Raw genomic sequence first — 23,076 nt, 5'->3', positions numbered from 1 at the left:
GCGGGCTACACGCTGTAAGCGGCGCCACCCGACGCCGCAATCTCCCGCGCGGCCTTCGCGCCTTCGACCTGCAATAGCGTCGGCAGCGACACGCCATTTTTCGCCGCCGTCACCTCCGCCAGAATCGACACCGCGATCTCGGGCGGCGTCCTGCTGCCGATATAAATGCCGACAGGTCCATGCAAGCGGGCCAGTTCGGCTTCGTTCAGATCGAACTCCTTCAGGCGCTCGCGTCGCGCGTGATTGTTCCTGCGCGAGCCGAGCGCGCCGACATAAAACGCCGGCGTCTTCAATGCTTCCATCAGCGCGAGATCGTCGAGCTTCGGATCGTGCGTGAGCGCGATTACCGCGCAGCGCTCGTCGAGCTTCATGTCGATCACGGTATCGTCCGGCATCGTGCGTACGATCTTCGTGCCCGGCACGTCCCATTCCTCGGTGTATTCCTCGCGCGGATCGCAGACCGTCACCTGATAATCGAGCCCCACCGCGATATGACACAGGTAGCGAGACAACTGCCCGGCGCCGATCACTAGCATCCGGTAGCGCGGGCCGTGGATCGTCAACAGACGCTCACCGTCGAAATGCACGCCGTCGGTCGCCTGTGCGTCGTCGAGCCGCACCGCGCCCGTCGTCATGTCGAGTTCGCGCGCGACGAGCCGGCCATTTTCGACCGCGTGACACAGCTCGGCGATGCCGCTTTGCCGCGTCAACGGTTCGAGCACGAGCTGGATCGTGCCGCCGCACGGCAGGCCGAAGCGATGCGCTTCCTCGGCCGTGATGCCGTACTTCACCGCCTCCGGATGTGTCTGCTCGATGCCCCGTTGCCGCACGCGATCGATCAGGTCGTCTTCGATGCAGCCGCCCGACACCGAGCCCACCACGAGGCCGTCGTCGCGCACCGCGAGCATCGCGCCCTCGGGACGCGGCGACGAGCCCCACGTCTTCACGACCGTCACGAGGAGCGCGCGATGTCCGTCCGCCAGCCAGCGGGCGCAGGTTTTCAGAACTTCGAGATCCACGCTGTCCATGATTTCTTCCCTTTCTTTGCTTCGCCGCCGGACTCGCCGTCCGCGGCCTCGTTCGATTCCGTTTGCTCGGAGGCGGATGCGGCTTCGGCTTCGGTTTCGGTATGCACCGGGGCGTCGCCTTCCGCTGTTTCATGAGCGCTATTGTCTCCCGAGAGCTGGGCGCCGAGGCGCTTGAAAAACTCCCCCGCAATCTTGCGCGCCGCACCGTCGACGAGCCGCGAGCCGATCTGCGCGAGCTTGCCGCCGACCTGCGCATTGGCGGTGTAGGAGAGCTTCGTCGCGGCATCGCCGTCGGCTTCGAGCGTGACATGCGTGTTGCCCTTGGCAAAACCCGCGGCGCCGCCCTGGCCTTCGAACACAATGGTGTAGGTGTTCGGCGCGTCGATATCGGTCAGTTGCATGCGCCCCTTGAAGCGCGCCTTGACCGGGCCGACCGCCGCGCTCAGCGTGACCAGGTACGCGTTTTCGCCGTCCGGGTCGATGCTTTCGCAGCCGGGGATGCAAGCGCGCAGAATCTCGGTGTCGTTCAACGCGTCCCAGGTTTGCTGCTGCGCGACCGGCAGCGTATGAATTTCGCTCAATTCCATGACGTTGCTCCTGCGAATGTCGTCGCGACGACGGCGTGGCGAGGCGCGCGTGTCAGTTGCGCGAGATCGTGGCCGAACGCTGCGAGACTGTCTAGATTATGAACCGGACGATGCGCGTCGACATACGGCAGGATCGCCTGCACGCCGCGCGCCTTCGGAGTAAAGCCGCTGAACCGCAGCAGCGGATTGAGCCACACGATGCGATGCGCGAAGCGTGCGAGGCGCGCCATTTCGGTATCGAGCACGTCGATTGCTTCGTGATCGAGACCGTCGGTGACGAGCAGCACCGTCGCACGACCTGTGAGCACGCGGCGCGCCCAGCGTCGGTTGAACTCGGCGAGCGCCGCGCCGATGCGCGTGCCGCCCGACCAGTCGACCACCTGATCGCTGAGCGTCGCGATCGCGACGTCCGGATCGCGTTCGCGCAATGCGCGCGTCGCGTTCGTGAGCCGCGTGCCGAACAGAAACACCTGCAGACGTTCGCGCGACTGCAACAACGCGTGGCAAAAGTAGAGCACCGCGCGCGAGTAGTTGCTCATCGAGCCGGAAATGTCGAGCAGCAGCACGAGCGGCGGCTTGCGCTCGACCCTCGCGCGATACTTCCACACGGTCCAGTCGCCACCGGCGCGCACCGCATGCCGCGCGCTCGCGCGCAAGTCCGCATGCGTGCCGTGCGATGCCGCCTTCAGGCGCCGCGTCGATTCGGTTGCGAGCGGCAGCCGCTGGCCGCGAATCAGATGCCGCAGCGTGCGCCATTCGTCGGCGTTCAGCGTGTCGAAATCGCGATGACGCAGCCGCTCTTCTGCGCTGAACGTCAACTGCGCATGCAACTCGTGCTGCTCGGTTTCCTGCGGCGCATTCAGATGCGGCGACGGTGGCATGCGCACCGCGAGCGCGTCGGCGAGACGGTTGTTGCGCTTAGGCGGTGGCAGCCCGTCGCGCACTTTCGGCAGCAGCAGCGCGCGCAGCTTGCCTTCCCAATCGGGGTCGCGCCAGAACAGATCGAACGCGGCATTGAAGAGTTCGCGTTCATCAGGCGCGGTGACGAGCAGCGCGGCAAGCGCGGCGTGCACGTCGTCGCGGCGGCCGAGGTCGATCCACTGCAACGCGGCGAGTGCGTCGACTGCCTGTGCGGGCGACATCGGCAAGCCGGCGCCGCGCAGCACGCGCACGAAATGGACGACGTTGCGCGCGAGCGTGGGCGCAGTGTGCTGGTTCGTGTCGTCGAGCCTGCCCGAGCCGGTTCCGTTCGTCATGCCAACGGCCCTCACCCGGACAGACACTGCGCGATCTGCGCGGCATCCACACGCGCGAGATCGTCCTGATACTTGAGCAGCACGCCGAGCGTGTTCTGCACCGATTGCGGATCGAGCTCCGTGACCGACAGCGCTTCGAGCGCGCGGCACCAGTCGATCGTCTCGGCGATGCCGGGCGCCTTGAACAGATCCATGCCGCGCAGCCGATGCACGAAGTCGACCGCGCGCCGCTGCAATTGCGCCGACGTTTGCGGCGCGCGCGCGGCGACGATCTCCAGTTCGCGATCGCGGTCCGGATAGCCGATCCATTGATACAGACAGCGGCGCTTCAACGCGTCGTGAACTTCGCGCGTGCGGTTCGACGTCATGATGACGAGCGGCGGCTGCGTCGCGCGCACGGTGCCGTATTCGGGAATCGATACCTGGAAATCCGAAAGGAGTTCGAGCAGGAATGCCTCGAATGGTTCGTCGGCGCGGTCGATTTCGTCGATCAGCAGCACGCGCCGCGCGCCGGGATGGTTTTCGTCGGGCATCAACGCCTGCAGAAGCGGACGCTTCAGCAGGAATTCGCCACGATATAGCGTGTCGTTGTCGGGGCGCTCGCCGCTCGCTTCGGCAAGCCGCAGCGCCATGATCTGGCGCGGGTAGTCCCATTCGTAAAGCGCGCTCGCGGTGTCGAGGCCTTCATAGCATTGCAGGCGCAGCAACGTGGTGCCGAGCATGCCCGCCGCCGCTTTCGCGAGCTCGGTTTTGCCGACACCCGGCTCGCCTTCGACGAACAACGGCCGCTCCATGCGCAGCGCGAGATACAGTGCGGTCGCGAGCTCGCGGCTCGCGAAATAGCGTTGGGCGGCGAGTTGGGCGAGGGTGTCGTCGATCGAAGCCGGCTGCATGGTGATCCTGAATCTGCGCGACAGGCCATGGCAAAGCGTGGCGCGAGTGAAGAACGCAATGGCCGCGAGCCCGGCGTCGAACTGTCGCGCCGGCTCGCGAAGTGAACGAAGCCGGCTTGCGCGCACCGTGGTGAAGGCGCGGCAAGCCGGGGCGGCTAGCGAGGATCGCTAGGCATTTGCCTTCGTGACCGCGCGCGCGGCGAGCACCGGAATCAGATGCGCGCGATACGCGGCGCTCGCGTGCATGTCGTCGTTCAGCTCCTCGGGCGACACGCTCACTGCACGTGCCGCCTCGGGCGTGAAGTTCGTCGACAGCGCGCTTTCGAGCTCGGCCACGCGAAACACCGATGACGCCGCCCCCGTTACCGCGACGCGCACGCCGCTCGCGACCTTCGCGACGAACACGCCGACCAGCGCAAAGTGCGAGGCCGGATTGCGGAATTTCTCGTATGCGGCACGCTCGGGCACCGGAAACTCGACGGCGACGATCAGCTCGTCGGGCGCGAGCGCGGTCTCGTACATGCCGACGAAGAAATCGGCCGAAGCGATGCGCCGCCGGTCCGTGACGATCGTCGCATCGAGGCCCATCGCCGCCGCCGGGTAGCACGCGGCCGGGTCGTTGTTCGCGAGCGAGCCGCCGATCGTGCCGAGCGCGCGCACCTGGCGATCACCGATATTCGCGGCCAGCTCCGCGAGCGCCGGCAACACGCGCCGCACGTCCGCGTGTTCGGCGACGTCCGCGTGACAGACGGCTGCGCCGATCGTCACCGTGCTGGCGTCGACGGTGATCGTCCTGAGCGCGGGAATGCGCGTCACGTCGATCAGTTGCGACGGCTGCGCGAGACGCAGGCGCATCGTCGGCAGAAGGCTCTGGCCGCCGGCGAGGAACTTCGCGTCGCTGTCGGCGGTGAGGGCTGCGGCGGCCGCCTGCGGATCCGTCGCGCGTTGATACTCGAATGAATACATGTCGAATGCTCCGCTCAGGATCGTTGGGTCAGGCTTGCTTCGCCGCTTGAATCGCGGACCAGACGCGATGCGGCGTGGCCGGCATCTGCAGATTGGTCACGCCAAGCGGCGCGAGCGCGTCGATGATCGCGTTGATCACGGCCGGGGGTGAGCCGATCGCGCCCGCTTCGCCGCAGCCTTTGACGCCGAGCGGATTGTGCGTGCACGGCGTGCCCTTCGACGTTTCGACCGTGAAGTCGGGCAGGTCGGACGCATGCGGCATCGCGTAGTCCATGTAAGAGCCGGACAGCAACTGGCCGCTGTCGTTGTCGTACACGCAGCGCTCGAGCATCGCCTGACCGATGCCTTGCCCGAGCCCGCCATGCACCTGACCTTCGACGATCATCGGATTGATCACGTTGCCAAAATCGTCGACCGCGGTGAACTGCTGGATGCGGGAGACGCCGGTGTCCGGATCGACTTCGATCTCGCAGATATACGCACCCGACGGATACGTGAAGTTGGTCGGATCGTAGAACGCGCTTTCTTCGAGCCCCGGTTCGAGCACGTCGAGCGGATAGTTGTGCGGCACGTACGCGGCGAGCGAGATCTCCGCGAACGCCTTGGTGCGGTCGGTGCCCGCGACGCGGAACACACCGTTCCTGAACTCGATGTCTTCAGCCGACGCTTCGAGCAGATGCGCGGCGATCTTCTTCGCCTTTGCTTCGATCTTGTCTAGCGCCTTCGAGATGGCCGAGCCGCCGACCGCGATCGAACGCGAACCATACGTGCCCATGCCGAACGCGATGCGGCCGGTGTCGCCGTGCACGATCTCGACGCTTTCGAGCGGAATGCCGAGGCGGTCCGCGACCACCTGCGCGAAGGTCGTCTCATGGCCCTGGCCGTGGCTATGCGAGCCCGTGAACACGGTCACCGAACCGGTCGGGTGCACGCGAATCTGGCCGACTTCGAACAGGCCCGCGCGCGCGCCGAGCGCGCCCGCGATGTTCGACGGCGCGAGACCGCATGCCTCGATGTAGCACGAGTAGCCGAGGCCGCGGCGCTTGCCGTTGTTTTCGGATTCCTGCCGGCGTGCGGCGAAGCCCTCGACGTCCGCGAGTGTGAGCGCGCGCGACAGGATCGCGTTGTAGTCGCCGGTGTCGTAGGTGAGGCCGACCGGCGTCGCGTACGGGAATTGCGTGATGAAATTGCGGCGGCGGATTTCCGCGGGGTCGATTTTCATCTCGCGCGCCGCGGCTTCCACCAGGCGCTCGACCACGAACGTCGCTTCCGGCCGGCCCGCGCCGCGATACGCATCGACGGGAACGGTGTTGGTGAAGACCGCCTTCACTTCGGCGTAGATCGCGGGCGTTGCGTATTGCCCGGCGAGCAGCGTCGCGTACAGGATCGTCGGCACGCTCGACGCGAACGTCGACAGATACGCGCCCATGTTCGCGATCGTATGCACGCGCATCGCGAGGAACTTGCCGTCGGCGTCCAGCGCAAGCTCGGCTTTGGTCACGTGATCGCGGCCGTGCGCATCGGAAAGGAACGCCTCGGAGCGCTCGGCGGTCCATTTGACCGGCCGGCCGATCTTCTTCGACGCCCAGGTGAGCGCGACGTCTTCGGCGTACAGGAAGATCTTCGAGCCGAAGCCGCCGCCGACGTCCGGCGCGATCACGCGCAGCTTCGATTCCGGCAGCGACAGCACGAACGCGGCCATCAGCAGCCGCTCGACGTGCGGGTTCTGATTCGCGACGTACAGCGTGTAGCTCTCGTCCTGCGCCGAATAGTTCGCGTTGACCGCGCGCGGTTCGATCGCGTTCGGCACGAGGCGGTTGTTGACGATGTCGAGCGCGGTCACGTGTGCGGCTTTCGCGAACGCGGCGTCGGTCGCGGCCTTGTCGCCGTGGCCCCAGTTGTAGCAGACGTTGTCGGGCACTTCGTCGTGCACGGCCGCTTGACCCGGGTCGGCCGCATGCGCGGTATCGACGACGGCCGGCAGTTCTTCGTAATCGACGTCGATCAGTTCGGCCGCATCTTTCGCCGCCTTGATCGATTCAGCGATCACGAGCGCGACCTGATCGCCCACGTGCCGTGCTTTCGTATGCGCGATCACCGGATGCGGCGGCTCGTTCATCGGCTTGCCGTCGGTGCTATGGATCAGCCAGCCGCACGGCAGTCCGCCGACGTTGTCGGCGGCGAGATCCGCGCCGATGAAGATCGCGATCACGCCCGGCGACTGTTTGGCCGCGCTCGTGTCGATGCTTCTGATCTTCGCGTGCGCGTGCGGTGAGCGCAGGAACACCGCGTAGGTTTGCTGCGGCAGCACGATGTCGTCGGTGTACTGGCCTTTGCCGGTCAGGAAGCGATAGTCTTCCTTGCGTTCGACGGCGGCGCCAATCAGGCTCTGTGTATCGGGTGCGTTCATCGTCGGCTCCTCAAGCGGCGGTGGCGCCGGCGGCATTCGTGCCGGCAGATGCGCTCGATGCGGCGGACTTCATACCCGCGGCGCCCTCGAGCACGGCCTTGACGATGTTGTGATAGCCCGTACAGCGGCACAGATTGCCGTCGAGCTGCTCGCGCACCTCGTCGCCGGTCAGATCGGGTTGACGCTGCACCAGCGACACCGCGTTCATCACCATGCCCGGCGTGCAGAAGCCGCATTGCAGACCGTGACAGTGTTTGAACGCGGCCTGCATCGGATGCAGCGCGCCGTTGTGCGCGAGCCCTTCGATGGTCGTGACTTCGGCGCCATCGGCTTGCGCGGCAAGGATGTTGCAGGACTTGATCGCGCGGCCGTTCAGATGCACGGTGCAGGCGCCGCATTGCGCCGTATCGCAGCCGACATGGGTGCCGGTCAGACGGAGTTGATCGCGCAGGAACTGGACAAGCAGGGTGCCAGGGTCGACTGAGGCGCTCACGGGCGCGCCATTGACCGTCAGACTGATGCTGATCGCCATGAAGCTGTCTCCTTTGTCGACCGCAGTTAGCGCTTCAGCGCTTACTGCGGTCCCATGCGTTTATCGCGGTCGATCGGAGCGAGCGCGTTGGCGTATCGATCCCTGCCTCGGCGCTGACCACGATCCCATGCAAGATAGTTGCTGTGGGTGAGGCCGGACCTGTGATTGTTATTGCCCCCTGCTTTGCTTCGACTGCGTGCTGACTTCGATTCGCCAGGTCCGATGAGGGTACTACGGGTTTTACAAATCTGCCGAAAAGTAAAGCACAAATCGCGCGGGCGCGCTATGAGGGGAAGTGTGTTCGGCGCGCGCGAGCGCACGACGAGAACACGGCGGCCACGGAATGGGACGCCGCAAAGACAAGCGCCCCGTCTGCGGAGCATGACGGGGCGCATCGATAGATCAGCGGAAAGCGAGGCCACGCTCGCGAGCATTCAGCTCATTGGCGTGGCTTCATCGAAACGGCGCATTACTTTGCCAGTTTCGAATGACGGCGCGAGTAGCCGAAATAGATGAACTTGCCGATCAGCAGCCAGATCACGAACGCGCCCCACGTGATGCCTTGCAGATTCAGCATCAGGAACAGGCACGATGCGACCGCGAGCACCGGCACGACCGGCACGCCAGGGCAACGGAACGCGCGCGGCAGCTGTGGGTGCGTCTTGCGCAGCACGAGCACCGCGATCGACACCATCGAGAACGCCGCGAGCGTGCCGATATTGATCAGCTCAGCCAACACATTGAGCGGCACCAGCGCGCCGATCAGGCCGAAGAAGATGCCGACGAGCCACGTCGTGAAGAACGGCGTCGCGAAACGCGGATGCACTTTCGACAGCTTCGCGGGCAGCAGGCCGTCGCGCGACATCGCGAAGATCACCCGCGTCTGACCGTAGGCCATCACGAGAATCACGGTCAGCATGCCCAGCACGGCGCCGAGGTCGATGAAGCCGGCGACCCAGTTCTGCCCCGCGAGTTGCAGCGCGTACGACACCGGGTGCGAAATGCCCATGAACTTCCCGGACGGCACGATGCCGGTGACGACCGCGGCCACGGCCACATACAGCACCGCGCACACGCCGAGCGACGCGATGATGCCGATCGGGAGGTCGCGCTTCGGATTCTTCACTTCTTCGGCCGCCGACGACACCGAGTCGAAGCCGATGAACGCGAAGAACATCACCGCGGCCGCGCCGAACACGCCGCTCCAGCCGTGAGGCATGAACGGGTGCCAGTTGGCCGGCGTGACGTGAAACACGCCGACGCCGATCACGAGCAGCACGACGACGACCTTGATCGCAACCATGATGTTGTTGATTCGCGCGGATTCGCGCACGCCGAGCGACAGCAGCGTGGTGATCGCCATCATCACGAGGAAGGCGGGCAGGTTGAACAGCGTTTCGTGTCCGGGCACGGCGCCCGGGGCTGCGCTCAGCGCCATCGGCAGCGATACGCCGAAGCCCGACAGCAACGACTGCAGATAGCCGGACCAGCCGACCGACACCGCCGAGGTCGCGAGCCCGTACTCGAGCATCAGGTCCCAGCCGATGATCCACGCGGCCAGCTCGCCGAGCGTCGCATACGAGTACGTGTAGATCGAACCGGCGACCGGAATCGTCGATGCGAATTCAGCGTAGGCGAGCGCGGCGAAGCCGCAGGCGATCGCCGCGATCAGGAACGAGATCATCAGCGCGGGACCGGCCTGTAAGGCGCCCGTGCCGGTCAGCACGAAGATGCCGGTGCCGATGATGGCGCCGACGCCGAGGAAAGTCAGGTCGAGCGCGCCCAGCGCCTTTTTCAGGCCGGCGGTCTGAGCGCTCGCCGCAAGCATGTGCTCGACGCTCTTTTTGCGAAACAGGGACATTGGCGTGGGTCTCCAGTGGTGCACGCGTGTTGCGCGCCGAATGTCGGGAAAACCCGCGATTCTAGCGGATGCGTGTCGCCGGGCTGGTTCGCGCGCGGCGCTTTCTGGGCCAAGGCGATGGGCGGAAACTCCCGCCAGGAGGTGATTTCGAGGAGGTCTTGCGGTGCCGGAAGCGGGGCGGCGGTGAAGCTATTTACTGAATAGTCAATTGATGAGGATGGAATTTCTCCGATTGCGCCGGCGCCACGATCGGACGACAGCGGCGCAACGCCGCGGGCACGGCTGGCGGCGCCTGCTGGGCTAGCCTGCCATCGCGGGATTCAGATCGACGAGGCGGTTGCTCATTACATAGAAGGTCAGCTCGGCGTTGTTGCGCAGCTTCATCTTGTCGAGCAGCCGCGTGCGGTACACGCTGACCGTCTTCACCGACAGCGACAGCGCGGCCGCGATATCGGTGAGACGTTTGCCGGACGCGAGCATGCACAGCGTCTGGTACTCCCGATCGGACAGCTTTTCGTGCGGCAACTGCTCGCCGTCGAACGACACGTAGTCGGCGAGCGCCTCGGCCATCTCGGGGCTCACGTACTTGCGGCCCGCCGCGACCTGCTGGATCGCGCCGATCATCTGCGCGGCATCGACCGTCTTCGACAGATAGCCGGACGCGCCGGCTTTGAGCGCGCGCACCGCGTACTGGTCCTCGCGGTACATCGAGAACATCAGCACCGCGACGCGCGGCGCCTTGCGCTTCAGACGCTTGAGCACCTCGACGCCATTCATGTCGGGCAGCGAAATGTCGAGCAGCACGACGTCGAAGCTCTGATGGACGACCAGGTCGAGCGCTTCGGAGCCGCTTTGCGCCTCGGCGACCTCGCGCGCGACGCCGCGATCGAGCAGCAGATGGCGAACGCCCTGGCGGACCACCGCGTGATCTTCGACGATCAGGATGCGCAGGCTCATGGTCGCGGGCTCACGATTGCAGCGCGCGCCGGGCGGCGCGCGGCGTTGGGGCGGCCGTGAGCAGCGCGTGCCACGCGAAGCGGGCCTGGATCAGGGTGCCGCGCGGGGTGATGGCGCCGTTGTTGCCAGCGCCGCTGTCCTCGCCACGACCGACGCTCGTGCGCCTCGCGCTGATTCGCAGCGTGCCGTCGAATGCGGCGCAGCGCGCCTGCATGCCGGCGAGGCCGAAATGATCGCGCGGTTTTTTCTGGCCACCGCGTTCGCGCGCGCCGCGCGGCAGGCCGATGCCATCGTCGCTGACGAGGAGCCTCAGATGACGCGCACCGGTTTCGACGCGCAGGTCGGCGCAGGTCGCGCGCGCGTGCTTCGCGATGTTGTTCAGCGCTTCCTGCGCGACGCGGAACACGGCGAGCGCGGCATCGGCGGGCAGGCGCGCGAGCCGCGCGTCGCCGCTGCAGGTGAAGGTGGTGCGCAAGCCGGTGCGCATGGAGAAGTCGCGGGCCCAGCACTGCAGCGCGCCGGCGAGGCCTGTCTCGAACGACGGCGCGTGCAGTTGCGCGATGGCGTCGCGATTTGCCGCCTGCACGGCGTCGAGCGAACGATTCGCGACCGCGAGCGCGGCCGCGCATTGCGGGGGCGCGTCGGCGGGCAGCCAGGTTTCGATGCCGGCGAGCGCGAAGCGCGTCGCAGTCAACTCGGCGCCGACGTCGTCGTGCAGCTCGCGCGCGACGTGACGGCGCACGCTTTCCTGCGCGTCGACCAATTCGGCCGACAGCTCGCGTACCCGCGCGCGCAGCCGCTCGATCTCGCGCGCTGCGAGCGATGGCATGTCGAAGCCATCACGCTGCGCGGACGAAGCCAGCGCAGCGTTGAACGGGACGGCAGTCGACGTATCCATGAATTTCCCTCTCAGGAGGCGGAGTGGACGGCGAAGCGGGCACGCGCAGACGGAATCAAAGCCCGCGAATCACGAGGTTTCGCGTCGGACGAAACACGATGGCCCAACGTAACGAAATTTACATTCAGTAACAACTCTGGTGGACGACGATCGGTGCATGAATTCGTCTGATCTCGCGGCGCGATGATATCTCAAAAAGATTAAAAAAGCAGTCCCACCAAGGCTTAGCGCAGAGTCTTCAGAGATTAGATGATGTTTACTGCGGACTCGTGCTGTCAGAGGAATTCTGACAGCGAAGGTGGCGCAACGCGCTCCAATTTGTAACGGAGCAACAAAAAAAAGGAGCCCGGAGGCTCCTTTTTTGGAATTCGCGGCGCGCGGGCCGCGAAGAAGAATGCCGCCGACTTAGCCGACGAAGGCCTTTTCGACCACGTAATGGCCCGGCTCGTTGTTGCTGCCTTCCTTGAAGCCCGCGTCTTCGAGCAGCTTGCGCGTGTCGCGCAGCATGTGCGGGCTTCCGCACAGCATGACGCGGTCGTCCTCGAGCGAGAAACCCGGCACGCCGAGGTCGGCGAACAGCTTTTCGGTTTCGATCAGCTCGGTGATGCGGCCGCGGTTCTGGAACGCTTCGCGCGTGACAGTCGGGTAGTACAGCAGCTTTTCCTGTACGAACTCGCCGAGGTGTTCATGCGCCGGCAGGTGCTCGGTGATGTATTCCTTGTACGCGAGTTCGTCGACGAAACGGCAGGTATGCGTGAGGACCACGCGCTCGTAGCGGTCGTAAATGTCCGGATCCTTGATGATCGACATGAACGGCGCGAGGCCCGTGCCGGTGGACAACAGCCACAGCGTCTTGCCCGGCAGCAGGTTGTCGGCCACCAGCGTGCCGACCGGCTTCTTGCCGATCAGCACTTCGTCGCCGACCTTCAGGTGCTGCAGACGCGATGTGAGCGGGCCGTCCTGCACCTTGATGCTGAGGAATTCGAGATGTTCTTCGTAGTTCGCACTGGCGAGGCTGTATGCGCGCAGCAGCGGCTTGCCCTCGACCTGCAGGCCCACCATCGTGAACTGGCCGTTTTCGAAACGGAACGACGGATCGCGCGTGCAGGTGAAGCTGAAAAGCGTATCGGTCCAGTGATGGACGCTCAGGACGGTTTGTGAATTCAGGTTGCTCATGGCTTCTTGGATAGTGCGAAAACAAAGGCGGCCAGTCGTCTGAGCCGGCCGGCACGGCAAGGGCGATGCTGCGCTGACCCGTGGTCGGGACTCCCGCGCAATCCGTCATTTTACCGTGCCCGCCGGGGCGGGGCCGCGGCGCGGCGGTCGAGCGTGGTAAAGCGGGTTGCCAAACCGGGAAGCGGCGGCGCCGGCTTGCTGGCGCCGCGAAGTACGTTGGCGTGAGTGCGGCCGTGCTTCAGCGGGGTACGGCGATTCGGCGAACGCCGCGAAGGGCGGCTGCCATTGGTTGCCCGGCCGGCGCGAAAGCGATGCGCCGCAAGGGCAACATTTTCAGGATGATACCGAAAGGCGGCGTGCGCTGCAGCATTGACCCTGCTGATAAAACTGGCAAATGGGGAGGAACCCTGCCGGCGCCATCGAGATCGCTTCGCTTTCGACTATCGTTTGCGCGCCGCGATTTTTTGGGGAGTACGCCCGAGGTTGCCTCGTTTACGCAGGACGCGAGTCGCGCGAAGCCAGGCAGTGCGGTGGGTGCGCGACACTCGTCCTGGCGGCTGCGGCCGCCCATGCGAGTAGGAGGTGTCAAATGGAGGCTTCTCGTGCGATATCTGCATCCGGTTCATACACTGGCTTCGACGGGTTGGTGATACGCGCACGCGCTTCGCGCCGCGTGTGTCGCGCGCCCGACCCGAAACGTCCCAGCGAAATCGTCGAGTTCACCGTCGACGGACAATTCGTCGCTCAAATGTCGGTCGACCCTGCGCCAGGCTCCGCGTTCGGCCTCGATAGCAAGCGCCACTTGCAGTTCACCGCGGCAGACGACGCCACGAATACGGCGACCGTCTGGACGTTGCGCACCGACAGTCAATAAGGAAACCGGGGACGACGAGCGGGGACGTCGTGACGCGTCGGGGACGCGTCACGGTCACACGGTTTCGCGGCGAGTCTATCGGTACACAGAGATGGGTCGGGGGCGGCGATTGTGGCGGCAAGCCTCGGCCAAGTAAGGAAATTCTGTCCGATGGAATTGATGACGCCAATTCGCGGGTGCCGCTTGCTCACGCCGCCGCCACCCGCTTTTTTCCGCGCTGTTTCCACACGCGCGCCTGCAGCACGATCACGAGTAGCAGGAACACGCCGCGAAGCACGGATTGCCAGTACGCGGACAGACTGATGAACCCGAGCCCGTTCTCGAAGTTCAGCAGTTGAACACGAGCCCGAGCAGCAGCACGCCGGCAATCGTCATCGCGACGGAACCCTCGCGCCCGCGGCGACGCTCAGATTCGCGGAACGGCGCCAGGTTGATCTCCTGGTAGATCGTGCTGATGCCCGCTTCGCGCGCCTGCTTGGGCGTGCGGAAATCGAGCATCGTCGTGACGAGCTGCAGCTTGTCCATCTCGGCCATCGTGCTTTGCACGACCGTCTGGCCGTCGCGCATCACGGTCACGCGATCGCACAGCGCGTACAGCTCGTCGAGCCGGTGCGAGACGAAAATTACCGCGCGGCCGTCGTCGCGCAGCTTGCGCACGACGGTGAACAGCAGTTCGACTTCGCGCTCGTCGAGCGACGACGTCGATTCGTCCATGATCACCATCTTCGCGTCCGACGACACCGCGCGCGCAAGCGCCACCATTTGCCGCCATGTCTTCCTCCAGTAACCGGTGACGGTTTATTTGCTTTTCGTGCTGCTCGGGATTGCCTCTGTCCAGCCGGGGGGCCGACGTTGGTTCGCCGGCGAGCGCGCGATTGGCTATGACCCACCGGCGCTGTCTTCCCGACCCGACGTGCCGATTATTCCACTTGAAATTATTATCGATCAATCACTAATAATATTAGTTGTCGCCGCTTTTGCCTCGGTAATTACCCGGACCGAGGTGCGTTCCACCAGCGGTCCGTCGAGCTTGACCGTGCGATGGCGCACCGGCGCGCCGGCTGCGCGGTTGTGCTCTTCCTGCAGCAGCGTTTCGACGGCCCAGCGGCCGAGTTCGTAGTTGGGCAGCACCACCGTCGACAGCGGCGGATGCGTGTGGCGCGCGATTTCCTGGTCGTCGTAGCCGAGCACCGACACGTCCTCGGGCACGCGCAGGCCGAGTTGCTTGAGCGCCTCGATCGCGCCGATCGCGGTCAGGTCGTTGGCGCAGAAGATCGCAGTGGGAGGATTGGCCTCGCGCATCAGCGACAGCGTCAGCTCGAAGCCGAGGCCGGGGCTCCAGTCGCCGTCGCGCACGAGTTCGGCCGCGAAAGGCAGATCGGCGGTCGCGAGCGCGGTGCGGTAGCCCTTCAGGCGGTCTTTCGCGGCGTCCTGCCACGGCTCGCCGTTGATGTAGCCGATGCGCCGGTGGCCGGCCTGCAGCAGGTACTCGGTCGCCAGATGGCCGCCCGCGACCTCGGCCGGCACCACGGACGAGAACGTGCTGTCGCCGGTGTAGCAGTTCAGCAACACGGTCGGCACCTGCGACAGCGCGCTCGGCGGCGCGACCTTGCGCGTGTAGACGGTCGCGTAGATCACACCGAACACGTGCGGATTGGTGAGGACCGTGTCGAGTACCTGTTTTTCGATGTCGGCGTTGCCGTGCGTCGAGTAGACCGCGAGCATCTTGCCGCTCGCGTACGCGGCGTCGCGCGCGCCGTCGATGTTGACGACCGGGTGCGGGCTCGTCGAGATTTCGTCAGCCAGATAGACGATCAGGTTGCGCTCGTCGCTCGATGCCGCTACGGGCGCGCGCAGCGACTGCCGGTAGCCGAGGTCGTGCGCGGCCTTCAGCACCTTGTTGCGGGTCGCATCGGAGAATTTCGCGCCGGCCGCGTTGTTGAGCACGAGCGAAACGGTGGATTGCGACACGCCGGTGAGCTTGGCGATGTCGGTCATGGTGGGACGGCGTTGAGTCGATTTTTTCATTGTGCGGGCCGCGCCGAGGCGGCGCTGAAGCGGGGCAATGCCAGCGGCATCATGCTGCTGACGGTACCACTAATAATATGCGCGCGGCAACGCGCGCTAACCCGCCATTTGGGAACGGAGCGTAGGTCCGTTACCGGCCCTTTTTGAACGAATTTATTACTAATAATATTGACCAATGGTGCGGTGTCGTGCGATTCTCGCTCGGGGCGGACTGAGGTGGTCCGCCGGCCGCGGGGTGCGCGGCACGTCAAAGGAGATATGAATGCACGTTGATGCCGCTTTCCGCTCGCGGTTTCGCCTCGTCTGACCATGCGCGACGTTTCCCTGAATCCTGCCCGGTCGCGCGCGGCACATGACGTGACTCGATCGGCGACTCAACGCTCATGGCTCGACGATCCCGTGATCGCCGCGCGCCTCGTCACGTTGTCGGCCGGTGCGTTGCGAGCGGTGCTCGCGCCGGACGTTGGCGGCGCGCTCGCGGCGTTCTACGAAGTCACGCCGGAAGGTCCGTTGCACTGGCTGCGGCCGGCGCTGCCGGAAGCGTTCGAAGCGCGCGATCCGCTGCGCATGGCGAGCTTTCCGCTGTTCCCATACTGCAACCGGATTCGCGATGCGCGCTTCGCGTTCGACGGCGCGACGATCGATCTCGCCGGCAACGACCCGCGTTTCGCCCACGCGCTGCATGGCAACGCGTGGCGGCATCCGTGGCGCGTCGGCGCGCGCAGCGAAAGCGCGGTGGACTTGCACTTCGAGCACGAACCGGATGCGAGCGCGACTGGCGACTGGCCGTTTCGCTATCGCGCGCGGCAGCGTATCGAGTTGCGCGGTGGCGCGCTCCACATCACGATGTCCGCGCGGAATCTCGCCGGCCGGCCGATGCCGTTCGGCATGGGCCATCATCCGTACTATCCGCGCACCGCGTCGACGCGCATCCATGCCGACGTGCAGGCGATGTGGCACGCGGACACCGACGTGCTGCCGACGCATCTCGGCCCGCATCCCGCCGTCGACGCCTTGCGCGCGGGCATGTCGCCCGATGCGTTCGATCTCGACAACAACTTTTCAAAGTGGTCGCGCGTGGCGACGATCGCGTGGCCCGACGAGCGCCGCAATCTGACGATGCGTGCCGACGCGCCGTTCGATCACCTGGTCGTGTTCGCGCCGGCCAACGATCCGCAGCTATGCGTGGAACCGGTCACGAATACGACCGATTGCTTCAACGCGGTTGGTACACAAGAACACGTCGGTGGCTGCGTATTGCAGCCGGGGGAGGAGATCGAAGCGGCGTTGAGCTGGACGCCGCTTCGCGAGTGAGGGTGGACGCGCTTTCCGTTGGCGAAAGCTCAACCAGCAGAAGCGCTCACTCCAGCCGCAACTTCGCCATATACGGCAAATGATCGGACAGCCACGCGGTCTCCTGCGTCGGCTGGATCCATTCGACCGGCTGCATGTCGCGCACGAACATCTTGTCGAGCGACAGCGCCGGCGAGAACGCCGGGAACGTGCGCGCCGGTTCGCCGAGCAGCGTCGCGACTTCCTGCAAGCCATGCTCGCGAAAGAGCGGCACCGAGTCGTTGCGCCAATCGTTGAAATCGCCGGCCAGCACGAGCGGACCGTCGGGGGCTTCCTTCGCGATCCAGTGCGCGATCCAGTCCATCTGCCGCAACCGCGCCGGACGCGTCAGCGCGAGATGCGCACAGAGCAACGTGACGAGTCGTCCGCCGAACGTCGCACGCGCGACCAGCAGGCCGCGCTTTTCGAAGCGGTGCGCGGAGATGTCCCAGCGGCCGCCGAGATCGAGCGGATGCGGCGACAGGATCGCATTGCCGTGCCGCCACGACGGCTTGAACACGTTCGGGCCGAGCGCGACTTCGAGTTCGAGCGCGCGCGCGATTTCGGTTGCCTGACAGTGCCATACGTCGGTCAGTGGATCGCCCATCGGCGTGCCGAAACTGCTCGCCAATACCGGCGACGGCATACGCCGCGCCATCGCTTCCTGCAGGAAGTATGCGTCCGCGTGGGTCGATTGAACCCAGCGCTGCATCGCCTGCCAGGCCTGAAAACCGAGCGGTGTGCGGCCCTTGTGCAGGTTCCAGCTCACCGCGACGAAATCGTTCGGCGCGAGGTTCTCGCGGATCAGTTCTTCTGGGTTTCGCATGCCGCGTTATCCACGTGTTCTGTCTGAGCGCGTCGGTAAGGCGCGCGGTTCCTGTCAGTTCGGATTGCTGCTGCCGGTCGCGGCGCCATTGCCGCTCATGCCGCCGTTCGTGCCGTTGCCGTTCGCGCCATTGCTCACGACGTTCGCATGCACGCGGTACACGAGGTTCGGATTGTGATCGACGATCGTCCAGCTCGCCCATTGATCCGGCGGCACCACGAGACCCGGGTGGCTCGCGCTCACCTGGCGCGGCTGCGGCGGCAGCTTGCAGCCGATGTCGGTGCGCCGCGCATTGTCGTCCTCGAGCGTTTCCTGCGTGTCGATCGAAAACATCACGCCCTCGGGATCGACGCGCAGCGGCGACACCGTGATCGTGCGTGACAGATCGATGCTGCCGGCCGGCTGGTCCTTGCAGCCGACCTCGTGTTGCACGACCTGGTGATGCGTATCCGTGCGCGCCTGGCCGACGGTCGTGGTGCCGTCGAACGAATCGATCTGCTGGCCATCTTTCACCACCTGCAACTGCCATTGCACGACCTGCTGCGCTGGCTGTTGTTGCGCGTGGGCGAGCAACGAAGCGCCAAGCAGCATGGCCACGATACTGGTTTTCCACATAAAAAGGATCTCCGCTTACGCGTCGCTTGCGTGGGTGCCTCGTAGCAATTAGAGAGCCATCTTACCCCCGATGGCCGCAACGATTTCTGACACGGTCGACGAGGGCCGGTTCAGCAACACTCCATTCCAGATGAGGATGGGATGCCAGCGATCGTTAGCAGCAGAGCCACATGACTGCTGGCTTGCACGCGTTTGTGTCCTCGCTACACTGGACTCGAACCGGCGCTCACAAGGCGCCGCCGCTGCAGAATCAGCCAGACGGGGTGAGCGATGACGACAGCAATGGTCAAACAGGAAATCGCCGTGGCCTCGTTCAGCCGGGTGTATGACCTCGACGAGGTCGAAAGCGCGCTGAACGGTCTCGGCGAGGGCGCGAACGAGGCGCTGCGCGCGACCTACGAAAAGATGCTGAAAACCGGCAATCTGCGATTCTGCGTGAAGCCGAACCGGATGCCGTCGATCGACGATCTGATCGGCGCGCTGCCCAATTTTTCCGCCCCGCTCGACGACATCCGCAAGCAGGTCGTGCTGTGCCTCGAAACCGAGGACCGGCTCGAACTGATGCCGATCCTGTTGCTCGGCGAGCCCGGCATCGGCAAGACGCATTTCGCGAAGCACCTCGCGCGCCTGCTCGGCACCGCGTACCAATACGTCGCGATGAGTTCGCTGACGGCGGGCTGGATTCTGTCGGGCGCCTCGTCGCAATGGAAGAACGCGAAGCCGGGCAAGGTGTTCGATGCACTCGTGAACGGCAGCTACGCGAACCCGGTGATCGCCGTCGACGAAATCGACAAGGCGAGCGGCGATTCGCAATACGATCCACTCGGCGCGTTGTACGCGCTACTCGAACACGACACCGCCCAGAGCTTCATCGACGAGTTCGCCGAGATACCGATCAACGCGGGCAACGTGATCTGGATCGCGACCGCCAACGACGAACGCGCGATCCCCGAGCCGATCCTGAACCGCATGAACGTCTACGAGATCTCGCCGCCGGACCACGCCGGCGCGCGACGCATCGCGCAGTCGATCTACGACGAGATCCGCGGCGCGCACAACTGGGGTCTGCGCTTTCCGGGCACGCTTGGCGAAGCGACGCTCGATGTGCTCAAGCGGGCGTCGCCGCGCGAGATGCGCCGCGCGATCCTGAACGGCTTCGGCGCGGCGCGCATCGCGGGACGCGACCAGATCGAGCCCGCCGATATCCGCCTCGATTACGGAAACCGGCGAAAACCGATCGGTTTTTGAGGTTTTCGGTCGGTTTTTTGCACCCAAACCCCGCTTCTCTGGAATTTGGGGAGCTGTTTCGGCAAATTTATACAGCCTGCGTTGTGAATGCTGCGGCAATTATTGCTATTTTCGATGTGGAGCGCAGAATCGAGCGCAGCTTGCGCCGCCATCGCCTGGTCGGCGCGCACGAACGTTTGTCACTTCTGTCTGTACCGAGTCGTACAATTTCCCGTGGCGGTGATAAAAAGACATAAGCAGACCAGCGGACAGATGCGTTCGACAACAAACGGAACGCGGCGGCGAGGTGCCGTACTTGTCTTCCTTCCATCGGCTGAACGAGGCAGCGCGCGGCCCAATGCGCCGCGTCAACGGATATGGATCAGATCGAATGTGTAGTGATCGGCGCCGGCGTGATCGGCCTCGCGACGGCGCGCGCGCTGGCGGCGCGCGGGCGCGAGGTGATCGTGCTGGAGGCCGCCGACGCCATCGGCGTGGGCACGAGTTCACGCAACAGCGAAGTGATTCACGCGGGCATCTACTATCCGCGCGGATCGCTGAAGGCCACGCTGTGCGTGCGCGGCCGCGAAATGCTGTATGACTATTGCGCCGAGCGCAACGTGCCGCATTCGCGCTGCGGCAAGCTGCTCGTCGCCACGTCGCGCAACCAGATTCCGCAGCTCGAAAGCATCATGGCCAAAGGGCGCGACAACGGCGTGCTCGACCTGATGCGCGTCACCGGCGATCAGGCGCAGGCGCTCGAACCGGCGCTCGAATGCGTGGAGGCGGTGTTTTCGCCGCAGACGGGGATCGTCGATAGTCATCAGTACATGCTCGCGCTGCAAGGCGATGCCGAGCGCGACGGCGCCGTGTACGCGTTCCATGCGCCGGTCGAGGCGATCGAGGCTCACAACGGCCGTTTCACCATCGCGGTCGGCGGTGCGGCGCCCGCCACGATCAGCGCTGCCTGCGTGATCAACAGCGCGGGTCTGCATGCGAACGCACTCGCGCGCAAGATTCGCGGACTCGACTCGCGCCACGTGCCGCCGCTCTACTTCGCGCGCGGCAATTACTTCAGCATTTCGGGGCGCGCGCCGTTCAGCCGCCTGATCTATCCGATGCCGAACGAAGCCGGCCTCGGCGTGCATCTGACGCTCGACCTGGGCGGCCAGGTGCGCTTCGGCCCCGACGTCGAATGGGTCGATGCGATCAATTACGACGTCGATCCGCGTCGCGCGGAGTCGTTTTATGCGGCGATTCGCGCGTACTGGCCGGCCTTGCCCGATGGCGCGTTGCAGCCGGCGTACGCCGGTATTCGTCCGAAGTTGTCCGGCCCGGGCGAGCCCGCCGCGGACTTCATGATCCAGGGGCCGGCCGCGCATGGCGTGCGCGGGCTCGTCAATCTGTTCGGCATCGAGTCACCGGGGTTGACGGCATCGCTTGCGATTGCGCAGCGGGTCTGCGAGCTGAGCGGGCGGCCTTGAGGCCGCGTTTGCACCGTACCGATCCGCTTATCTTTAGCATTTGGAATATCACGGGCGACGGCTACGTTGCTATGCTTGGCGAACGCTGTCATCAGAACGGCGTTGATTCCCATATAAATGGAGTGAGTCCCCATGAGTTCTTCCCGTCGTACGTTTTTGATCGCCAGCATCGGTGTGGCATCGACGCTCGCGCTGTCGCGCCAGGCGTTCGCCGACGCGCCGAAAGTCTCCGAAACCGATCCGACCGCGCAGGCGCTTGGCTACAAGGCGGACGCGAGCAAGGTCGACAAGGCGAAATTCGCCAAATACACGCCTGGCGAGCAATGCAGCAACTGCAGCTTCTTCCAGGGCAAGGCGGGCGACGCCTACGGCGGCTGCCCGATGTTCGCGGGCAAGCAGGTCGCGGCCACGGGATGGTGCAGCGCCTATAACAAGAAGGCCTGATCAAGCCTGCGCGGCGCAAGCCGGGCCGGTTTTTCAAAGCTTCATTGCAGCGGGCCGCTGGACTATTAGCGGCGCGCATTCATCAATGGCGGCCGCTTGTCGAACCACGGCCGTGCCGCCTCGAGTTGCGCGGCGAGTCTGAACAGAGTCGCCTCGCCGCCGGTACGCGCCGCGAACTGCACGCCGATCGGCAGCCCGCGCGCATTCCAGTACAAAGGCACCGACATCGCCGGCTGGCCGCTCAGATTGAACAGCTCCGTGCATCCGGCCCACGCGAACGCCTTGTTCGACGCTTCGAACAGCAGTTTCTTCATCAATCGTTCTAGCGGTATCGTGGTGACCGCGCGCATCTGCATGCGCTCGACCGAGCTTGGTCGCATCTCGCCGATCTTGATCGGCGCGGACGCGAGCGTCGCGCACAACAGCACGTCGTAGCGGTTCAGCAGGTCGGTCAGACGCGCGGTGATGCGGCGCTGTTCGTCGAGCGCGGCCGGCAAGCCCTGCTCGCCGAGCTTGCGGCCGACGTGCGCCATCGCCCATGTCGAAATTTCGAACTCGCCGCGCGTTGGCTTGTGGCCGGTGATGCGCTCCGCGTTCAGCACGAGGTCCTCGGCGGTCACCGACCACAGCGTGAGGAACGCATGACGGACCGCCGCGAAATCGACGCCGAGCGACACCGGCTCCAGACGATGGCCGAGTGAGCTCGCGAGTTGCGCGGCGTCGTCGAGCGCGGCGCGCGCATCGGCCGATAACGACGGCGCGAGCATCGGCTCGGTCACGTAGGCGATCGTCAGCGGTTTGCACGGCTCGCGCGTCGCGCCGAGAAAGGTGCCGGGCGCGCCGCTCGGCCGCTCGGCGTTGCCGGCCAGCAGATCGAGCAGCAACGCGCTGTCGCGCACGCTGCGCGACACGGCGTGATCGATGCCGAGTTCGCCGGCGCTGGCCTGCGCCGCGCGCGGCACGCGACCGCGCGAGGGTTTCAGGCCGAACAGTCCGCAGCACGACGCCGGAATCCGGATCGAGCCGCCGCCGTCCGACGCATGCGCGAGCGGTACGATGCCGGCAGCGACCGCCGCCGCCGCGCCGCCGCTCGAACCGCCCGGCGTGTGATCGATATTCCACGGATTACGGCACGCGCCAAATAGTTCGGGCTCCGTATAAGGCATCTGGCCGAGCTCGGACGTGCTGGTCTTCGCGAAGATATTCAAACCCGCCGCTTTCGCGAGCGCGACGACCGGCGCATCCTGCGTCGGAATGAAGTGGCGGTAGTGTCGGCTGCCCATTGCCATGGGCAGTCCCGCAACGGGCGCGCCGAGATCCTTGATCAGGAACGGCACGCCGGCGAGCGCGGCGTGGGCGGCGCAGTTGTCCGTTCCGTTCGCGCCGTCGACGGTATTCGCGCGATTCTCGTCTTCGCGCGACGCACGTTGGCGGGCCGCATCGTAGTCCTTCAGAACGACCGCGTTGATCGCGGGATTGACGGCCTCGGTGCGCGAGATCGCGACGTCGATCAATTCGCGCGCGCTGACCTGGCGCGTGCGCACGAGTTCGGCGAGGCCGATGGCGTCATGAGCGAGATAGTCTGATTGCACGTCGGTTGAGCCCTCGCGGTCGGTTGGCATGCTGCGTCGAATTCGTGGCCGGCCATGCACGCGCGACTGAGGCGTTTCGCTCGGCATCGC

General features: G+C 65.3%; 19 protein-coding genes and 3 pseudogenes. 5 read left to right on the top strand and 17 right to left on the bottom strand.

Annotated elements, in window-relative coordinates; translation table 11 throughout:
* Positions 1-5: 5 nt before the first annotated feature.
* The 11 genes from HWY30_RS31140 to HWY30_RS31090 all read right to left on the bottom strand — a co-directional run bounded on the left by HWY30_RS31140 (position 6) and on the right by HWY30_RS31090 (position 12,564).
* Positions 6-1,028, bottom strand: a complete 1,023-nt coding sequence (locus HWY30_RS31140) for an XdhC family protein (RefSeq protein WP_090802632.1) — start codon at positions 1,026-1,028, stop codon at positions 6-8.
* Positions 1,001-1,615, bottom strand: coding sequence for an SRPBCC family protein (locus HWY30_RS31135; RefSeq protein WP_090802634.1), 615 nt, complete (start codon positions 1,613-1,615; stop codon positions 1,001-1,003). Before HWY30_RS31135 ends, HWY30_RS31140 begins: the two co-directional genes overlap by 28 nt.
* Positions 1,606-2,871 carry a vWA domain-containing protein gene (locus HWY30_RS31130; protein ID WP_090802635.1) on the bottom strand — a complete coding sequence of 422 codons (1,266 nt, stop codon included), beginning with the start codon at positions 2,869-2,871 and terminating at the stop codon, positions 1,606-1,608. The genes HWY30_RS31135 and HWY30_RS31130 overlap by 10 nt, the downstream gene beginning before the upstream one ends.
* Before the next feature lie 11 nt (positions 2,872-2,882).
* Positions 2,883-3,764 (bottom strand): AAA family ATPase, encoded by an 882-nt coding sequence (locus tag HWY30_RS31125; protein WP_090802637.1) that lies wholly within the window; start codon positions 3,762-3,764, stop codon positions 2,883-2,885.
* A 168-nt stretch (positions 3,765-3,932) separates the two neighbouring features.
* Complete coding sequence (locus HWY30_RS31120) at positions 3,933-4,730, bottom strand: FAD binding domain-containing protein (RefSeq protein WP_090802638.1); 798 nt, start codon at positions 4,728-4,730, stop codon at positions 3,933-3,935.
* Positions 4,731-4,758: 28 nt separating this feature from the next.
* Positions 4,759-7,140: a xanthine dehydrogenase family protein molybdopterin-binding subunit gene (locus HWY30_RS31115; protein WP_090805542.1), complete on the bottom strand. Its 2,382-nt coding sequence runs from the start codon at positions 7,138-7,140 to the stop codon at positions 4,759-4,761.
* A 10-nt stretch (positions 7,141-7,150) separates the two neighbouring features.
* On the bottom strand, positions 7,151-7,672 hold the full coding sequence (locus tag HWY30_RS31110; RefSeq protein WP_090802640.1) for a (2Fe-2S)-binding protein: 522 nt from the start codon (positions 7,670-7,672) through the stop codon (positions 7,151-7,153).
* Between the two features lie 469 nt (positions 7,673-8,141).
* Positions 8,142-9,533, bottom strand: a complete 1,392-nt coding sequence (gene bcaP / locus HWY30_RS31105; protein ID WP_090802642.1) for a branched-chain amino acid transporter BcaP — start codon at positions 9,531-9,533, stop codon at positions 8,142-8,144.
* A 300-nt stretch (positions 9,534-9,833) separates the two neighbouring features.
* Positions 9,834-10,490 (bottom strand): response regulator transcription factor RqpR, encoded by a 657-nt coding sequence (rqpR, locus tag HWY30_RS31100; protein ID WP_090802643.1) that lies wholly within the window; start codon positions 10,488-10,490, stop codon positions 9,834-9,836.
* A gap of 10 nt (positions 10,491-10,500) precedes the next feature.
* Positions 10,501-11,388 carry a sensor histidine kinase gene (locus tag HWY30_RS31095; protein ID WP_090802645.1) on the bottom strand — a complete coding sequence of 296 codons (888 nt, stop codon included), beginning with the start codon at positions 11,386-11,388 and terminating at the stop codon, positions 10,501-10,503.
* 405 nt (positions 11,389-11,793) lie between these two features.
* Positions 11,794-12,564, bottom strand: a complete 771-nt coding sequence (locus HWY30_RS31090) for a ferredoxin--NADP reductase (protein ID WP_018419136.1) — start codon at positions 12,562-12,564, stop codon at positions 11,794-11,796.
* A gap of 685 nt (positions 12,565-13,249) precedes the next feature.
* On the opposite strand from HWY30_RS31090, the pseudogene HWY30_RS41975 reads away from it, so the two are divergent.
* Positions 13,250-13,438 (top strand): annotated as a pseudogene (locus tag HWY30_RS41975) (hypothetical protein); the annotation flags it as partial.
* Between the two features lie 187 nt (positions 13,439-13,625).
* On the opposite strand, the pseudogene HWY30_RS31085 reads toward HWY30_RS41975, so the two are convergent.
* The 3 genes and pseudogenes from HWY30_RS31085 to HWY30_RS31075 all read right to left on the bottom strand — a co-directional run.
* Positions 13,626-13,834 (bottom strand): annotated as a pseudogene (locus tag HWY30_RS31085) (ABC transporter permease); the annotation flags it as partial.
* 96 nt (positions 13,835-13,930) lie between these two features.
* Positions 13,931-14,206: pseudogene (locus HWY30_RS31080) on the bottom strand (sugar ABC transporter ATP-binding protein); the annotation flags it as partial.
* A gap of 177 nt (positions 14,207-14,383) precedes the next feature.
* Entirely contained in the window at positions 14,384-15,436 is a 1,053-nt protein-coding gene (locus tag HWY30_RS31075) for a LacI family DNA-binding transcriptional regulator (RefSeq protein WP_090802646.1), read from the bottom strand.
* 339 nt (positions 15,437-15,775) lie between these two features.
* On the opposite strand from HWY30_RS31075, the gene HWY30_RS31070 reads away from it, so the two are divergent.
* Positions 15,776-16,780 carry an aldose 1-epimerase gene (locus HWY30_RS31070; RefSeq protein ID WP_090802648.1) on the top strand — a complete coding sequence of 335 codons (1,005 nt, stop codon included), beginning with the start codon at positions 15,776-15,778 and terminating at the stop codon, positions 16,778-16,780.
* Positions 16,781-16,826: 46 nt separating this feature from the next.
* Here HWY30_RS31070 and HWY30_RS31065 read toward each other — a convergent pair whose 3' ends face one another.
* On the bottom strand, positions 16,827-17,624 hold the full coding sequence (locus HWY30_RS31065) for an endonuclease/exonuclease/phosphatase family protein (protein WP_090802649.1): 798 nt from the start codon (positions 17,622-17,624) through the stop codon (positions 16,827-16,829).
* Between the two features lie 54 nt (positions 17,625-17,678).
* Positions 17,679-18,239, bottom strand: a complete 561-nt coding sequence (locus HWY30_RS31060) for a hypothetical protein (RefSeq protein WP_090802651.1) — start codon at positions 18,237-18,239, stop codon at positions 17,679-17,681.
* A gap of 270 nt (positions 18,240-18,509) precedes the next feature.
* Between HWY30_RS31060 and HWY30_RS31055 the strand changes: the two genes are divergently transcribed.
* From HWY30_RS31055 to HWY30_RS31045, 3 genes are all read left to right on the top strand, one after another.
* Positions 18,510-19,487 carry an AAA family ATPase gene (locus HWY30_RS31055; protein WP_090802652.1) on the top strand — a complete coding sequence of 326 codons (978 nt, stop codon included), beginning with the start codon at positions 18,510-18,512 and terminating at the stop codon, positions 19,485-19,487.
* Between the two features lie 356 nt (positions 19,488-19,843).
* Positions 19,844-20,950, top strand: coding sequence for an NAD(P)/FAD-dependent oxidoreductase (locus HWY30_RS31050; protein WP_090802654.1), 1,107 nt, complete (start codon positions 19,844-19,846; stop codon positions 20,948-20,950).
* Positions 20,951-21,082: 132 nt separating this feature from the next.
* On the top strand, positions 21,083-21,394 hold the full coding sequence (locus HWY30_RS31045) for a high-potential iron-sulfur protein (RefSeq protein ID WP_090802655.1): 312 nt from the start codon (positions 21,083-21,085) through the stop codon (positions 21,392-21,394).
* Between the two features lie 65 nt (positions 21,395-21,459).
* Here HWY30_RS31045 and HWY30_RS31040 read toward each other — a convergent pair whose 3' ends face one another.
* Positions 21,460-23,016 (bottom strand): amidase, encoded by a 1,557-nt coding sequence (locus tag HWY30_RS31040; RefSeq protein WP_090802657.1) that lies wholly within the window; start codon positions 23,014-23,016, stop codon positions 21,460-21,462.
* Positions 23,017-23,076: the final 60 nt, after the last annotated feature.

It is taken from the genome of Paraburkholderia tuberum STM678 (assembly GCF_902833905.1).
GTDB lineage: Bacteria > Pseudomonadota > Gammaproteobacteria > Burkholderiales > Burkholderiaceae > Paraburkholderia > Paraburkholderia tuberum.
This window is presented reverse-complemented; position numbering and strand designations above follow the sequence as displayed.